The following is a 16663-nucleotide window of genomic DNA, read 5'->3' on the forward strand; positions in this document are numbered from 1 at the left end:
TTCGTCGCGGAGGTCACGTCATGACGGTTGCAGATCAACTGGCTCGAAGCACGCAGATCGCGGACAAGGTGTCCCGCGTGTTTCAGAAGCGCGCGGAAACGGCGCAGCAGCAATTCAGCGAGCGCGCGCGCGATGCGGGCGTGCGCCTCTTCGGCAACGGCGGCGCGGATCGTTTCAGCGGTGCGGGCGCGGGCGGCGTGGGCCAGTTCAATGGCTATGCCTACGCGGTCGATATCCTGCAGCGCTCCGTGCTCTTCTGGGACACGCTGCGTCAGCGCGGCAACAACTTCATCGAGCAGACGAGGCGCGGGCTCGAACCCGTGCTGCATTTCGCGCATGAAATGCTGATCGACGGGCGCACGTTCGCGCGGCCCGTCAACTATGCGCTGTTGCGCATCGTGCCGCCCGAAGGCGTCGTCGTCGATCCGCTCAAGCGGCCGTATCTCATCATCGATCCGCGCGCGGGGCACGGTCCCGGCATCGGCGGTTTCAAGGACGATTCGCAAGTGGGCGTCGCGTTGCGCGCGGGCCATCCGGTGTACTTCGTCACGTTCTTCCGCGACCCGCAGCCGGGCCAGACGATGCTCGATGTCTGCGCGGCCGAGCAGCGGTTCGTGAAGCACGTGCGCGAGCTGCATCCCGACAGCCCGAAGCCCGCGATCGTCGGCAATTGCCAGGGCGGCTGGGCCGCGATGATGCTCGCGAGCTCGCAGCCCGACGACACCGGGCCGCTCGTCATCAACGGCGCGCCGATGTCGTACTGGAGCGGCGCGTGGAGCGAAGGCGAGGGCGACAACCCGATGCGCTATTCGGGCGGCATGCTGGGCGGCACGTGGCTCGCCTCGCTGACGGCCGATCTCGGCAACGGCAAGTTCGACGGCGCGTATCTCGTCGAGAACTTCGAGAACCTGAATCCCGCCAACAGCCTCTGGGACAAGTACTACACGCTGTTCGACAAGATCGACACCGAGCCGCCGCGCTTTCTCGACTTCGAACGCTGGTGGGGCGGCTATTACCTGATGAACCGTGAAGAGATCGAATGGATCACGCGCAATCTCTTCGTCGGCAACACGCTATGGTCGGGCGAAACGCGCGGCGTATCGGGTGCGTCGTTCGATCTTCGCGCGATCAAGTCGCCGATCATTCTGTTCGCGTCGATGGGCGACAACATCACGCCGCCGCAACAGGCGTTCAACTGGGTCGCGGATATCTACGGCAGCACCGACGAGATCAAGTCGCGCGGCCAGGTGATCGTCGGGTTGATGCATAAGAACATCGGGCATCTGGGCATCTTCGTGAGCGGCAAGGTCGCGAAGAAGGAGTACACGCAGATCGCATCGGTGCTGGAGGCGATCGAATCGTTTCCGCCGGGACTCTATGGCATGGAGATCGCCGAGCGCAAGGGCGCCGATGGCAAGACGGAGTACGACGTGAGCTTCCACGAACGCCGTCTCGAAGAGGTGACGGCGCGCTTCAATCGTTTCGAGCGCGCCGACGAGCTGCCGTTTCATGCGGTGAAACAGGTATCGGACTTCAATCAGCGTGCGTATGAGCTGTTCGCGCAGCCGTTCGTGCAGGCGATGGCGAACGACGCGACCGCGACCCTGCTGCGCGCGTTTCATCCCTTGCGCGCGCAACGCTGGATGTTCTCCGATCTGAATCCGTGGCTCACGTGGCTCGGTCCAACGGCCGAAGCGGTGAAGGCCGCGCGCAAGCCCAATGCCGAACGTACTGAGCGCGATGTGCTGCGCCGCGCGGAGCATTGCGGCTCGGACATGATCAGCGCGAGCCTCGACTTCTATCGCGCGATGCGCGATGCGGCGACCGAAGCGATGTTCTTCTCGGTGTACGGCAACATGTTCTCGGTGCATCAGGCGCAGGAGCATCAGGCACAGGAGCGCAAGACGACCGATCCGCGCGAACTGCCATTCGTGCAGGAAGCGCTGGCATCGATCGCGCACGGCGGCTATGCGGAAGCGGTCGCGCGCGTCGCGTGTCTGCTGGTCCATCACGACGAGCCGCTGCCGCTCGCGCGCATGGTGCTGCGTCAGGAACTGATCGCCGACTACGCGGACTATCTGCCGCAGATGCCGCGCGATGAATGGCGGCGCATCCGCGGCGAGCAGGAGATCATGGTGCGCTACGAGCCTGAGCAGGCGCTTTCGACCTTGCCCGAACTGCTCGACGACAACGAGGACCGCAAGAAGCTCCTCACGCTGATGGACAAGCTGCGCGACGATAGCCGGCTGCAAGGCTACGAGCCGACGGCCGCGCAGCACGACATGCTCGCCCGCATCCGCGCGGCGCTGCCCCTCAAACCCGCGCGTGCGCCGCGACGTTCCGCAACCGCGCACTGACGCGTCGGTGACTCATCGCACGTTCTCACGTTTCCTCGGGAGGCGAAATGGAACACAAGCACGAGAAGTACGACAAGCTCATCGAGATTTGCCGGACGCTGCCGCCGCTCGCGACGGCCGTCGCGCATCCGTGCGACCGGACATCGCTGGAAAGCGCTGTGAAGGCGAACGAGATGGGTCTGATCGCGCCGCATCTCGTCGGGCCGCGCGAGCGCATTCGTGAAGTCGCCGAGGAATGCGGGCTCAATATCGCGGGCCTGCCGATCGTCGATGCGCCGCACAGTCACGCGGCCGCGGCGAAGGCGGTGGAGCTGGTGCGCGAAGCGAAGGCCGAAGCGCTCATGAAAGGCAGCCTGCACACCGACGAACTGATGGCTGCGGTCGTCAAGCGCGATGGCGGCCTGCGCACCGCGAGGCGCGTATCGCACTGCTTCATCATGGACGTGCCCCGGCACGAGAACGTGCTCATCATCAGCGACGCGGCCATCAACATCGCGCCGACGCTCGCCGACAAAGTCGACATCGTGCAGAACGCCATCGAGCTCGGTCACGCGCTGGGCTTCGAAGCGGTGCGCGTCGCGATTCTTTCCGCGATGGAAACGGTGAACCCGAACGTGCCGTCTACGCTGGAAGCCGCCGCGCTCTGCAAGATGGTGGATCGCCATCAGATCACGGGCGCGCTCGTCGACGGGCCGCTCGCGCTCGACAACGCGATCGATCTCGAAGCGGCGCAGACGAAGAAGATCGATTCGCCCGTCGCGGGCCGAGCGAACGTGCTGATCGTGCCGGATCTCGAAGCGGGCAACATGCTCGCGAAGAGCCTGTCGTTTCTCGCCGGCGCGGACGCGGCGGGCATCGTGCTCGGCGCGCGCGTGCCGATCATTCTGACGAGCCGCGCCGATTCGCTGCAATCGCGGCTCGCGTCGTGCGCGATTGCCGTGCTCTTTGCGTCGAAGCGGCGCGAACAATCGCAAGTGATGGGGTGAGCAATGGCCGATGTGATCCTGGTTCTCAACGCGGGTTCGTCGAGCATCAAGTTCAGCGCGTTCGATGTGAAGGGCGGCGAACTCGAGCTCGTCACGCGCGGGCAGGTGGAAGGGCTTTTCAGCTCGCCGCATTTCGTCGCGTTCGATGCGAAGGGCGAGAAGACCGGCGAACACAAATGGGGCGATGGCGAGAGGCTCGAACACGCCGATGCGATCGCGTATCTCGGCGCTTTTTTGCGCGGGCATGGCGCGGGGCATCGTCTGATCGGCGTGGGGCATCGCGTCGTGCATGGCGGCGCACAGTTCACGAAGCCGGTGCTGACAAACCCCGAAGTGCTCGACGAGCTCGATAAGCTCACGCCGCTTGCGCCGCTGCATCAGCCGCACAATCTCAAGCCGATACGCATCGTCGCCGAGCGCAATCCGGACCTGCCGCAGGTCGCCTGTTTCGACACGGCGTTTCACGCGACGCAAGCGCCGCTCGCGCAGGCGTTCGCGCTGCCCGAGTCGATCACGAAGAACGGAGTGCGGCGCTACGGCTTTCATGGGCTGTCCTATGAATACATCGCGAGCGCGTTGCCGGATATCGCACCCGATGCCGCGCGCGGGCGCACCGTCGTCGCGCATCTGGGCAACGGCGCGAGCCTGTGCGCGATCCATGCGGGCAAGAGCGTCGCGAGCACGATGGGCTTCACCGCTGTCGACGGCCTCATGATGGGCACGCGCTGCGGCAATCTCGATCCGGGCGTGATCCTCTACATGCTCGACGAGCTCGGCATGAACGCGCGCGAGATCGAGGACCTGCTGTATCGCAGCTCGGGATTGCTGGGCGTCTCGGGCATATCGGGCGACATGCGCGCGCTGCTCGCGAGCGACGACGAACGCGCGCGCTTCGCCACCGATCTTTATGTGTATCGCATCGCCCGCGAGATCGGCTCGATGAGCGCCGCGCTGCAAGGGCTCGACGCCATCGTGTTCACGGCGGGCATCGGCGAGCATTCGAAGGAAATACGTCAGCGCGTATGCGAGCAGGCCGCGTGGTGGGGCATCGAGCTCGACAGGAAGGCCAACGAAAGCGGCGGCCCGCGCATCAGCACGGGCTCGGGCAAGGTGAGCGCGTGGGTGATTCCGACCAACGAGGAATTGATGATCGCGCGTCATACCTTCGCGCTCATCGACGGCAAGCGCGAAGGAGCATCGACATGATGGAACATGTTCCGGCGCCCGTGCTGAAGGGCGCGAAGGCGCTCGTCACCGGCATCGCCAACGAGCATTCGATCGCCTATGGCTGCGCGAAGGCGTTTCGCGAGCTGGGCGCCGATCTCGCCATCACCTATGCCGACGACAAGGCGCGGCCCTACGTCGAGCCAATCGCGCAAGCGCTGGAAGCGCGCATCTTCATGCCGCTGAATGCCTCGCGTCAGGATGAACTCGACGCCGTGTTCGGGCGCATCGGCGGCGAGTGGGGCGAGCTCGATATCCTCGTGCATTCGATCGCGTGGGCGCCGAAGGACGATCTGCAAGGCGGCCTCCTGAACTGCTCGGCCGAAGGCTTCGCCAAGGCGATGGACATCTCCTGTCATTCGTTCGTGCGCATGGCGCGGCTCGCGGCGCCGCTCATGAAAGACGGCGGCACGATGTTCACGATGAGCTATCACGGCGCGAACAAGGTCGTCGCCAATTACAACGTGATGGGACCGGTGAAGGCGGCGCTCGAAGCATGCGCGCGCTATCTCGCCTACGAACTCGGGCCGCAGGGCATCCGCGTGCATGCGATTTCGCCGGGGCCGCTCAAGACGCGCGCGGCGTCGGGGCTCAAGGACTTCGATCTGCTGTTGACGGAGGCCGCACAGCGCGCGCCGCTCGGCGAGCTGGTCGACATCATGGACGTCGGATTCACGTGCGCGTTTCTGGCGACGCCTTACGCGCGCCGTCTGTCGGGTGAAACGCTGTACGTGGATGGCGGCGTGCACATCATGGGATGAACATGTTCAACTGGCTCTTCAAACGCGACGAGAGCGCCACGCGCGACGACGTGCGGCAGGCGCTCGGGCGCATCGTTTCGGTCGCGCCTCAGGTGCGCCTCGCGAGCCGGTACGAGTCGCGTCTTGCGCCTGTCATCGGAAAGACGATTGATCATGTGCGCGCGCTGGTTGCCGCGTTGCCCGCGCCGCGCGATGCGACGCCCGGCGCATGGTCGGACGATCCATATCTGCGTGCCAAGTTCGCGACGCCCGACGACATCGCGCGCGTGATCGACGAGTCGCACGACATGCGCGGCTGGTTCGATGACCACATCGCCGCGGACTACGCGTTCGCGGTTCTGGGCGCGACGCTCGTCGAGCGGCAGGTGCTCGTCGCGGCGCTCGAAGGCGGCGCGATGCGCTCGGATGTCGCGCGCACGGCGGTCGGCTTCGACGACAAGCGCATGCGCTTTTGCAACGAGACCGACGAGGCGCTCAGGCACGATCTCGTGCAGCGGATCGTGGAGCAGTTCGCGCTGGAAGCGATGTCGCGCGTCGCGGAAAAGGAAGCGCGGCGCGATGCGCTGCAGGAATATCGCGCGCTGCTGAGCGCGCGCATGCAAATGCTGGGCCGGCGCGGCGCGGGCATGAGCAGCCTGATCGCATCGGCGGATCTCGCCGGCGACGCCACGCGGCTGCAGCGCGATTTCGAAGAGAACGAGGCCAGGCTTTCGGCGCTCGGCTCGCTCGCCGATTCCATCGAGACGCAGCTTCAGACGATCGTCGAATTGCTCGACGAGCCGGCCAAGCTGATTTCCGTCACCGAGCGCACGCTGCGCCTGAATCACATGAACCTGCTGATGGAAAGGCGCTGTGATGAGCCGCACGCGGAGATCGCGATTCATCTTGCGCATCTGCCGACGCAGCCGCCGCAGACGCGCGCTGTGGAGATAGTGCGGATCGCGCGGAGGGATGTGCCCAAGGGTGGGGCGAGGTTTGAGGAGGCGGAGCGGCTGGTGTTGTAGGGGGCTGTTCGCAGGCGAAAGGAACGGCCAAGAAGCGGCTGTTCAAGAGTTGCTCGCGGCGCCTCGCGGGCGCGAGCAACGCCGGAATTGCATCCTGTGAGGCAGAGATTTAGTCGCTCAAAGTCAGGATCGTACGGTTCTACAAATAAGCAGGGATTCCTTTTTTACATTTATCCAGCGATTGAGTGCTGTTACCGACGACGCCGAACCGATATTTGCAATAGTCGGCAAAAGCGGCGCGATCAGCACGGCGCAATTGATCGATTGGCACGTCATCGCCTTCGCTAGCAAAAGGGTCGTGGAACTCCATTTGCAAGGTCGGATATTGCTTGAAAAAGAAAGTCGTCTGCACACCTTCGTCAAGATACGACTTTACATAGCCCGTATACAGGATCGCTGTAATGACGACGCAGACGCCCAGGACTAGCCCCAGATAACTTTTCGTTCCTCTCACGGCGCGCTCAGTCCTTTCGATCTTCGAAGCTCTGTAACGAGCGACAGGCCCACGTTACCTGGACAAATCTTCCCCTCTCCTGGTTGCCCAGGAAATTCGCGATGGCCGCCAAGCGTGTTGATGTAAAAAAACTCCAGCAGAATGTCGATGAATCGATGAGCGGATTGCTTCTGCTTATCGGGTACTTGGGGACGCTCGTTCAAGCCAATTGTGTTCAGAAATTTTCGAACTTTTGCGACGCGATCGCTCCCTTCTTCGGAGTCCGTTAGGTTTTCCAGTAGAACGATGCCAATTACGCCAGTGTTGTAGTTATGCACGTTCTCGCCCTTGAAACGGATATCTCGTCCCTCAAAAATGTTGCCAAAACAATCGAGTGCGTAGTGATATCCGATATCGTCACTCGGCGCAACACTCTTGCCCATCTGCATGTCTTGAATCTCTTGCAGTTGAAGAGCGGCAGGACCGCACGAAAAACGTCGCCCCGCATGGTGAATCGCAATCTTGCTGTAGTCCCAATCGTTAGTCATTCGCGCCGAACGATTTTCGTGCGCAGCCCAATCCGAGCGTTCCACGAAATTCATGCCCCGTTGACGGACACGATTGATAATCGCCTGCCGAGTTGCGGCTCGATTATTCACAGAGATAGATATTGCGCTAGCTCTGCTATCTTCCGCCGCCGAACGAGTCGATGTCCAATGTTCGATGTTGTAATCTGCGGCCATATACTCTACGTTCCCGTCCCCGGTTTGAGTTCGCACTTCGGTGACGAGAAAACCACGTGCAAATCGATAGTACTCTCCCCGTCTGTTTCGATCTTAGCGTACCCGCTCCCGTCCGTTCTGCCGGTTTGTTTAATTCCAGCTACGCGAGCGACGAAACTTTGGTTACGCAGCGGCTCGCCGGTAACACTGTCCTGCGCATAGAACCAACTCGTATGCTTACCCTCACGAATATCCTCCATGCCAGCGTCCAAGGCTGCCATTGAAACTTCTGCATTTGTTGCCGTATGTGTACCTTTGTCTATGCCCTCCCTGATCAAAAATTCAGGATGTCCCGAAATCACGCGATTTTGCCCGCACGGGCAGAGCACGCGGTCCAGGTGTCTGGCTAGCGGTAGCCCTTCATCGAGGATCGTGTCGGCAGTACCCAATATGGGGAAAGCGCCTTCACAGTTCCCACAGGTGGCAATGTCGTTGCGACGTGAGAGCGTTTGGCCGTTCTCCGCGAAGAACGACGAAGAGCCGCCTATGACGCGCCCTCGTGTAGTGGTCCAATCGCCTTTTCCAACGAGTGTGTCAGTCATGCAGATCTCCCGGCAAGTCCTTCACGCGCTTAGTTGATTCGCAATACTTGATTTGTGGCATATATCTATCTCTTGAAAAGATCGCCACTTGACTAGGTGGTTGCTGCCAGCTTACGAACGTATCGGAGAAATGCGACGGTATGCCGTTAACACAACCACAAATTTCGGGAGATGAAAGGCAGGTGATCCCGCATGCCATTTGTTCTTGCATAAGCGAATGAGCGCCAACACTGACGTGCTTAACGCTATCGCTTACGCGTTGGGACGTGTGTGGATTTTGGTCAAAGGAGAGCCGCGACGGCTGTCTATCGGCAGTGGTGGACAGAATGATAAAGAGTGCAAAGCAAGCATGCGCATACCGTCACTCGAAAGAACGATAACGCCTAAAACCCCCCACGCCCCATCGCCGCCGCAATCTCCCGACTCACACCCGCGAGCGCACGACTATGCGCAGCCACGAGCGCATCATAGTCAGCCCCGCCTACCGCTTCGCGCACCTTCGATCGCCCGCTGATCACATTGTCGTCACCAAACCGCCGCACGGTCCATTGCGCGTCAATCGCGACGGCATCGCCGGGAACGGATTCGAACTGCTGGATATCGACGCGCACGCGCCACGCATCCGGATCGGCGATCGCGCGCGATGCGGGCGCCACGCGATCGGAGCCGAGCAATAAAGAAAGATCCGCAGCGATGGCATCCGCGATACTGCTCTTGAGCGGCTCGCCCCAGCGCGCGTACTCATTGAGCGAGACTTCGTTGTTCGTATTGCGCGTGACGATCTGCGGACGATCGACGAGATCGGGCACCGTCACCGGCCCGACGATCACGGGCCGCGTAGTAGCACGCGTGGCCACCGCGGTGAGCGTCGGATCGGCGCTCAAGCGATAAAAGCTCGCGCTCGGCGACGCGCATCCGGCGAGCAAGACGAAGAGAAAGAGAACGAGAGCGGGCCGCATCACTTCTTGTCCTCCGGCTTGCCGCGCAGCAACGCTTCCGGATGCTGCTGCAGATAATCCGCGAGACTGCGGAACGATACGGCGGTGCGCGTCAGTTCGCGGATCGCTTCGGCCGTGTCCTGCTGCAAGCCGGAATCCGGCATCAGCGTCGAATGCGCGGCATCGAGCGCGGAGCGCGCGGCGGCAAGCGTCGTCGCGGCTTGCGGCACAACCTGCGTGTTGAGGCCCTGCATCAGCGCGGTCGTGCTATTGAGCGTCTGCCGCGCGCTCGCGGTGAGTTCCTCGATCGGCAGCTTGTCGATGCGCGTCATGATGCGGTTGACCGAATCCTGCAACGAATCAAGACCGCTCGGCGTGGTCGGCATTTCGGGCGGCGTGCGGTTCCAGTCGATGCTCGCCTTCTTCGCATTCGGGAAGAAATCGAGCGACACATAGAGCTGCCCCGTCAGCAGGCTGCCCGTGCGCAATTGCCCGCGCAAGCCGCGCGAAACCAGTAAATCCGCGAGCGCCTTCGGATCGCGCACCATGCGCCCGCCTTTCGGCTCGGTCGCGAAGCGCGACGTGAAGCGCTCCGGATAAAGCTTGATCTCGACCGGAATGCTGATGGTCTTCGTGACCGGATCGAAGCGCGTATAAATCGCCGACACTTCGCCTATCTGGATGCCGCGGAACTCGACCGGCGCGCCGACCGCGAGCCCGCGCACCGAGCCCCGGAAGCTGAACATGTACGTTTCGACGATGCGCTCCTGCACGCGCAGCGCTTCGGAGCGCGTCGGGAACAGCTTGAAGGTCGTGTCGGACGGCGCCTCGGCCCAACTGAGCGACACCGCCGGCGTCTCGAACGCGAGCCCGCCGATCAGGATCGACACGAGGGATTGCGTGTTGACCTTGAGCCCGTCGGTGCCGAGCGTCACGTCGATGCCGCCCGCCTGCCAGAAGCGCGAATCGGCGTTCACGTAGCGGTCGTAGGGCGCGTTGATGAAGACGTGCAGCGTCACGCCGCTGCCGTCCTTGTCGAGTTCGAACGACGTCACCTGGCCCACCTGGAGGCGGCGGAAATACACCGGCGTGCCAATATCGACGGAACCGAGATCCGTCGCCTTCAGCACGAATTGGCGGCCGGGCACGTCGCTCGCGAAGACCGGCGGCGTCTCGAGCCCGACGTAATCGCGCCGCGTCTCTTTCGTGCGGCCGATATCCATGCCGATATACGCGCCCGACAGCAGCGTGCTGATGCCCGACACCGAGCCGCCCGCCACGCGCGGCCGCACGACCCAGAAGCGCGTGTCGTCGACGAGCATGTTGGTCGCGTCGCGGGTCAGCTCCGCCGTGGCGATCACGCGCTTGTAATCCTTCGAGAGCGCCACGGTCTTCACGAGACCGATATCGACGTCCTTGAACTTGATCTTCGTCTTGCCCGCTTCGAGCCCTTCGCCGGACTTGAAGCTGATGGTGACGGTCGGTCCCGCCGAGAGCACGGCCTGTGCCGCGAGCCAGATGCCGACCGCCACGGCGATGGCCGGCACCACCCAGACCCACGGAATGCGCCAGCGCTTTTTCGGCACGACTTCGGCGTCGGGCGTGTCTTCGGGCGTGCTCATCGCGTTCCTTCACGAGGTGGCGGCGCATCCCAGATGAGGCGCGGATCGAAGGACATCGCCGCGAACATCGTCAGCACGACGACGGCTCCGAACGCAATCGACGCGGGCCCGGCTTCGATCGTCGCCATCGCGCTGAACTGCACGAGCGCAACGAGCACGGCGATCACGTAGATATCGAGCATCGACCAGCGTCCCACCAGCTCGACGATGCGGTAGATGCGCGTGCGCTGCGTGCTTTGCTGCGTCATATGCAGATTCGTGGTCGTGGCGAGATAGCCGATCGCGAGGATCTTGAGCATCGGCACGGCGATGCTCGCGATGAACACGATGATCGCGAGCGGCCACGAGCCCGAATGCCACAGGTACGCGACGCCGCTCATGATCGTGTCTTTCTGCGCGCCGAAGAGCGAGCTCGTGTTCATCACGGGCAGGAGGTTCGCCGGGACGTAGAGAATCGCCGCCGAAATCAGAAACGCCCACGTGCGCGACAGGCTCGCGGGCTTGCGCAGGTGCAGATGCGCGTGGCAGCGCGGGCAGAGCAGATGACCGTGCCGCGCGATGCCGCGGGTGCACAGGCCGCAGTCGTGGCACACGCAGATGCCGCTCGCCGCCGCCGTGGGCCCGGCGAGCGGCGTGTCGGCGGGCATGCCGGGCGGCGCTTTCTCGATGCGCATCCACATCGCGCGCTCGTCGAAGGCGGAGTTCGCGGCGACGAGCAGCAGCATCAGCGCGGCGAGCGACCACAGCGCCGGACCCGTCACCACCGACGCGATATGCGCGAGCTTCACGACCGCCACGAGCAGGCCGAGCATCAGCACTTCGGTCATGCCCCAGTTGCGCGCGACCCGCAACACGTGGAACGCCGCGTCGGCCCGCCAGGGCGAGCGGTTCAGCCGCAGCGGCAGAAGCAGCCACACCATGCCGAGCGCCTGGAGCGCGGGCATCAGGACCGTCGTGATGAAGATGAGGCCGGCGAGCGGCCACATGCCGTCGCGATAGAGCACGCGCACCGCGCCCATGAGCGTCGTCTCGACGACATCGCCGTTGACCGCGAGGCCGACGATCGGAAACGCGTTCGAAATCACCCACAGCGCGCAGGCCGCGAGCGCAAAGGCCAGCGAGCGGTCGAAGCCGCGCGAGCGGCGCCGGTAGAGAACGGCGCGGCAGCGGCAGCAGCGCAGCACGCCGCCAGGCGGCACGTCGCTTTCGCGCTGCATCAGATCGCATTCGTGGCACGCGATCAGCGCGCGCGCCTGGGGTCCGGCCGCTTTTGATGTCGGCGTGTTCATTGCACCGCCTGCGGGGTCGGCTGCGCGGCCTTCGCGGCGTCGCTGGTTTGCGTCGTCATCTTGTCCGCGGTGACGACCCAGCCGCCGCCCATCACCTTGTACAGCGTGACGAAGGACACGAGCGCGGCGGCCTGTGTCTGCGTCTGCGAAAGCTGCGCGTTGAAGAGGCTGCGCTCGGCGTCGAGCACTTCGATATAGCTCGTGTAGCCGCCTTCGTAGCGCGCCCGCGCCATGCGCGAATACGTGGAGAGCGCGGTGACCTGGCGGCCTTGCGTTTCGAGTTGCTCGTGCAGTTTTTGCGACGCGATGAGCGCGTCGTCGACTTCCTGGAACGCGACCTGGATCGCCTTCTGATACGTGAGCAGCGCCTGCTGCTGCTGCGCCTCTGCCGACTGCACCTGACCGGAGATGTTGCCCGCCGTGAAGATCGGCTGCGTGACCTGGCCCGCGAACGACCACACGCGCGACGGTCCCGTGAACAGCGACGAGAACGCCGTGCTCGCCGTGCCGAACAGACCCGTCAGCGAAATCTGCGGGAAGTAGAGCGCCCGCGCCGCGCCGATCAGCGCGTTCGCCGCGACCAGATCCTGTTCCGCCTGCAGGAGATCGGGCCGGCGCTCCAAAAGATCGGACGGCAGGCCCGCCGGAATCACGGGCGTCGCGAGCTGGCCGAGCGGGCGGCCGCGCAGGATCGGCCCCGGATTTGCGCCGAGCAGGATCGACAGCGCGTCTTCCTGCTGCGCGATCTGCGTTTCGATCTGCGGAATCGTCGCCAGCGAGGCTTCGTATTCGGACTGGCTTTGCGCGAGTTCCATCTGCGAGACTTCGCCGCCTTCGAAGCGCAACGTGAACACATGCACCGATTCGGCGCGGCTCTCGGTCGTTGCCCTGGCGATATCGAGCTGCTTGTCGAGGCTGAGCAGATTCAGATACGACGACGCCACCGACGCCACCAGCGAGAGCACCGTCGCGCGCCGTCCTTCTTCGCTCGACAGCAGATTCGCGCGCGCGGCCTCGGTGAGGCGCCGGTTGCGGCCGAAGACATCGATTTCCCACGCCGCCGAGACGGACAGCTCGACGCTGTTGTAGACCGGCCCGAAGCCGTTCGACAGCACCTGCGGCGTGCGCTGACGCGCCGCCTGCGCGCCCGCCGAGATCTGCGGAAAGAGCGCGGAACGCGTCGTCACGAACTGGCCCATGAACTGCTCGACGCGCGCCGCCGCGATCTTCACGTCCTTGTTGTTGGCGAGGGCGGTGGCGATCAACTCGTCGAGCACCGGGTCCTGGAACTGCTTCCACCATTCGGTGTTGGCGGTATCGGCGACATCGGCCGCGGCGAAGCGATACGTTGCCGGCGTTTCGACCGGCTGCCGCGAATAGTTCGGGCCGAGCAGGCAGCCGCCGAGCGACAGCGCGGCCGCCATGCCCGCGAAAGTGTGGATGAGCCGGGCGCGCCGCATGTCAGTGTCCTTTGTCCGGAGCGGACGGCGTGGCGTTCGGACCGCTTCCCGATGCGGGCGGAGGCGGCGGCGCATCGACGGCGTGCGTCTCGCCGCTCGTTTCGACCTTCTCGTTCTTCTTCTTGCGCGAGGACATCGTTTCGAGGCCCCAGAAGAACATCGGGATGAAGAACACGGCGATGACCGTCGCGCCGAGCATCCCGCCGATCACGCCCGTGCCGATCGAATGCCGGCTGTTGGCCGACGCGCCCGTCGCGATCGCGAGCGGCACGCAGCCGAGGATGAACGCGAGGGACGTCATCACGATCGGGCGCAGGCGCTCTTCGGCGGCGGTCATCGTCGCATCCAGGACGGACTTGCCCTGTTCGCGATTCAGCACGGCGAATTCGAAGATGAGAATCGCGTTCTTCGCCGCGAGCGCGACGAGCATCGTCAAGCCGATCTGGAAGTACACGTCGTTGTTGAGGCCGCGCAGCAGGATCGCGAGCAGCGCGCCGAAGATCGCGAACGGCACCGCCATCAGCACGCCGAACGGCAGGCTCCATTTCTCGTATTGCGCGGCGAGGATCAGGAAGACCATGATCAGGCCGAAAACGAACACGAGCGCCGACGAGCTGCCCGACTTCAGCGCCTCGTACGCCTCGCCGCTCCACCCGATGCCGTAGTCCGTCGGCAGGCCTCTCGCGATATCCTGCAGCGCGCCGATGACCTCGCCCGACGCATAGCCCGGCGCGGCATTCGCCGTGATCTTCACCGCCGGGAAGTTGTTGAAACGCGTGATGAGATCGGGTCCGGTGACGTAGCGCGTGTCGACCACCGCCTTGAGCGGCACCATCTGGCCGCTCGTGCTCTTCACAAAGATCTGCGTGAGGTCGGTCGGCTTCAGCCGGTATTCAGGCTCTGCCTGAAGAATGACCTGCCACAGCCGGCTCGACCGGTTGAACTGCGACACGTACAGCGAGCCGAACATCGTCTGCATTGCGCTGTAGACGTCCTCGACGGGCACGCCGAGTGTTTCCGCCTTGTCGCGGTCGACATTGGCGAGCAGTTGCTGCGACGACGCGTTGAACGTCGACGTCACGCCCGTCAGCTCCGGCCGCGCCTTCGCCTTGGCGACGAAATCGTCGACGATCGCCGCGAACTGTCCGATGGTCGCATCGCCCTTGCTCTGAATCCACATTTCGGTGCCGCCGGTCGTGCCGAGGCCCGGAATCGACGGCGGATTCAGCGGTATGACGATGCCCTGCCTGATCTGCGACAGATGCTTGTAAGCGTCGATCAGCACCGCGCGCGCGTTCTGCGTGCGGATATTCGCTGACTTGTAGCGTTCGTCGAAACTCTTGAAACCCACGAAGAAGGTCGATGCATTGTTCTTGTTCTGGCTGTCGAGAAGGCTGAAGCCGTCGACGGTCGTGATGCTGCCCACGGCCGGCTGCTTCATGAAGTACTCCGTGACGCGGTCGGACACCGCGCCCGTGCGGTCGAGCGATGCGGCATCGGGCATGATCACCGCGCCGAGCAGATAGCCCTGATCTTCCGGCGGCAGGAACGCGGTGGGTATGTCCTTCATCATCACGACGGCGAGCGCGATCATGCCGACGAAAAGCAGCAACGCGATCACGAAGCGCTTGATGATGAGCCGCACCATGCGCGTGTAGCCGCGCGTCATGCGCGCGAACTGGTTGTCGAACCAGCGGAAGAAGCCTTTCTTCTCGTGATGCCCCGGTTTCAGTAGCAGCGCCGCCAGCGCGGGTGACAAGGTCAGCGCGACGACGCCCGAAATCACCACCGATATCGCAATCGTGATGGCGAACTGCTTGTACATCTGCCCGGTGATGCCGCCGAGGAACGCCACCGGCACGAACACCGCGCACAGCACGAGCACGATGGCGACGACCGGCCCGGCCACTTCGTCCATCGCTTTCTTGGCGGCGGTTTTCGGATCGAGCTTGAACACGTTCATGTTGCGCTCGACGTTTTCGATCACGACGATCGCATCGTCCACGACAATCCCGATCGCGAGCACCATGCCGAACAGCGTCAGCATGTTGATGGAGAAGCCGAGCGCTTCCATGCCCATGAACGTGCCGACGATCGACACCGGCACCGCGATCACCGGAATCAGCGTCGCGCGCAGGCTTTGCAGGAACACGAACACGACGATCACCACCAGCACGACCGCTTCGAAGAACGTGTGCACCACGTCGGAGATGGACGCGCGCGTGAACTCCGTCGTGTCCATCGCGATTTCGTAGTCGATGCCTTGCGGGAAGGTCTTTTTCATCTCGGCGAGCGTCGCGCGCACCTGCTTCGACACGTCGAGCGCGTTGGCGCCAGGCTGCTGATACACCGCGATCACCGTCGCCGATTTGCCCTGGAAGCGGCTGCGGATCGAATAATCCTTCTGGCCGAGCTGGGCGCGCCCGACGTCTCGCAGACGCACGATCGCGGCGCCGCCCGACTGCGCGCGGATGATGATGTTCTCGAACTCCGACGGCTCCGTGAGGCGGCCCGTCGTCGTCACCGCGAACGACTGCTCGACGGGCGCGCCCGTCGGCGACTGCCCGAGGCGGCCGACCGCGAACTGCTGGTTCTGGTTGGCGACCGCGCGCTGCACGTCGGAGGCCGTGATGCCGAGCTGCGCCATGCGGTCGGGCTTGAGCCAGATGCGCATCGCGTAATCGGGCGTGCCGAAGATCGCCGACTGGTTCGCGCCGGGTATGCGCTTGAGCGCGTCGAGGACATACACGTTCGCGTAGTTCGCGATATAGGTCGCGTCGTAGCGTTCGTCGGGCGAATAGATGGAGATCACCATCATGAACGCCTGCGACTTCTTCTGCACCTGCACGCCCTGCGCCGTCACCGACTGCGGCAGTTGCGGCAGCGCGAGATTCACGCGGTTCTGCACGTCGACCTGAGCGAGCTCCGGGTTCGTGCCGATCTCGAAGTACGCGTTGATCGTGAGATTGCCCGTCGACGAACTCGACGAGCTCATGTAGATCATGTTGTCCGCGCCGTTGACCTGCTGCTCGATCGGCGCGGCCACGTTGTTCGCGACGACATCCGCGCTCGCGCCGGGATAGGTCGCGGAGATGGTGATCTGCGGCGGCGTGATGTCGGGGTATTGGGCGGTGGGCAGCGCGAGCATCGTCAGCGCGCCGCCCAGCGTGATGATGATCGAAATGACCGAGGCGAAAATCGGACGGTCGATGCAGAAATGTGAAATGTTCATTGGCCTCTTCCGCGCGACTTTATGCCGATGCTC

13 protein-coding genes are annotated in these 16663 nt (G+C 63.8%); 5 read left to right on the plus strand and 8 right to left on the minus strand.

What is annotated here, in order from left to right:
* Positions 1–20 precede the first annotated feature (20 nt).
* Genes AWB75_RS14930 through AWB75_RS14950 form a run of 5 tightly spaced genes read left to right on the plus strand, consistent with a single transcriptional unit; the run spans position 21 to position 6332 of the window.
* Positions 21–2357 carry a DUF3141 domain-containing protein gene (locus tag AWB75_RS14930; protein ID WP_061124850.1) on the plus strand — a complete coding sequence of 779 codons (2337 nt, stop codon included), beginning with the start codon at positions 21–23 and terminating at the stop codon, positions 2355–2357.
* A gap of 47 nt (positions 2358–2404) precedes the next feature.
* The gene (locus AWB75_RS14935; protein WP_061124851.1) at positions 2405–3343 is read left to right on the plus strand and encodes a phosphate acetyltransferase; all 939 of its coding nucleotides are present in this window, start codon (positions 2405–2407) and stop codon (positions 3341–3343) included.
* A gap of 3 nt (positions 3344–3346) precedes the next feature.
* The gene (locus AWB75_RS14940) at positions 3347–4549 is read left to right on the plus strand and encodes an acetate/propionate family kinase (RefSeq protein WP_061124852.1); all 1203 of its coding nucleotides are present in this window, start codon (positions 3347–3349) and stop codon (positions 4547–4549) included.
* Positions 4546–5328, plus strand: coding sequence for an enoyl-ACP reductase FabI (fabI, locus tag AWB75_RS14945; protein WP_061124853.1), 783 nt, complete (start codon positions 4546–4548; stop codon positions 5326–5328). The genes AWB75_RS14940 and fabI overlap by 4 nt, the downstream gene beginning before the upstream one ends.
* A gap of 2 nt (positions 5329–5330) precedes the next feature.
* Positions 5331–6332: a hypothetical protein gene (locus AWB75_RS14950; protein ID WP_235012108.1), complete on the plus strand. Its 1002-nt coding sequence runs from the start codon at positions 5331–5333 to the stop codon at positions 6330–6332.
* 139 nt (positions 6333–6471) lie between these two features.
* Here the strand turns inward: AWB75_RS14950 and AWB75_RS14955 are convergent, their stop codons facing one another.
* The 8 genes from AWB75_RS14955 to AWB75_RS14990 all read right to left on the minus strand — a co-directional run bounded on the left by AWB75_RS14955 (position 6472) and on the right by AWB75_RS14990 (position 16630).
* Positions 6472–6786 carry a hypothetical protein gene (locus AWB75_RS14955; protein ID WP_061124855.1) on the minus strand — a complete coding sequence of 105 codons (315 nt, stop codon included), beginning with the start codon at positions 6784–6786 and terminating at the stop codon, positions 6472–6474.
* Positions 6783–7508 carry a peptidoglycan recognition protein family protein gene (locus tag AWB75_RS14960; RefSeq protein WP_061124903.1) on the minus strand — a complete coding sequence of 242 codons (726 nt, stop codon included), beginning with the start codon at positions 7506–7508 and terminating at the stop codon, positions 6783–6785. The genes AWB75_RS14955 and AWB75_RS14960 overlap by 4 nt, the downstream gene beginning before the upstream one ends.
* 5 nt (positions 7509–7513) lie before the next feature.
* Positions 7514–8089 carry a PAAR domain-containing protein gene (locus tag AWB75_RS14965; protein ID WP_061124856.1) on the minus strand — a complete coding sequence of 192 codons (576 nt, stop codon included), beginning with the start codon at positions 8087–8089 and terminating at the stop codon, positions 7514–7516.
* Between the two features lie 383 nt (positions 8090–8472).
* On the minus strand, positions 8473–9048 hold the full coding sequence (locus tag AWB75_RS14970; RefSeq protein WP_061124857.1) for a PqiC family protein: 576 nt from the start codon (positions 9046–9048) through the stop codon (positions 8473–8475).
* Positions 9048–10649 (minus strand): PqiB family protein, encoded by a 1602-nt coding sequence (locus tag AWB75_RS14975; RefSeq protein WP_061124858.1) that lies wholly within the window; start codon positions 10647–10649, stop codon positions 9048–9050. Before AWB75_RS14975 ends, AWB75_RS14970 begins: the two co-directional genes overlap by 1 nt.
* Positions 10646–11938 carry a paraquat-inducible protein A gene (locus tag AWB75_RS14980; protein WP_061124859.1) on the minus strand — a complete coding sequence of 431 codons (1293 nt, stop codon included), beginning with the start codon at positions 11936–11938 and terminating at the stop codon, positions 10646–10648. The genes AWB75_RS14975 and AWB75_RS14980 overlap by 4 nt, the downstream gene beginning before the upstream one ends.
* Positions 11935–13398 carry an efflux transporter outer membrane subunit gene (locus AWB75_RS14985; protein ID WP_061124860.1) on the minus strand — a complete coding sequence of 488 codons (1464 nt, stop codon included), beginning with the start codon at positions 13396–13398 and terminating at the stop codon, positions 11935–11937. The genes AWB75_RS14980 and AWB75_RS14985 overlap by 4 nt, the downstream gene beginning before the upstream one ends.
* 1 nt (position 13399) lies before the next feature.
* On the minus strand, positions 13400–16630 hold the full coding sequence (locus tag AWB75_RS14990) for an efflux RND transporter permease subunit (protein ID WP_061124861.1): 3231 nt from the start codon (positions 16628–16630) through the stop codon (positions 13400–13402).
* Between the last annotated feature and the right edge of the window lie 33 nt (positions 16631–16663).

Source organism: Caballeronia catudaia (genome assembly GCF_001544755.2).
Taxonomy (GTDB): domain Bacteria; phylum Pseudomonadota; class Gammaproteobacteria; order Burkholderiales; family Burkholderiaceae; genus Caballeronia; species Caballeronia catudaia.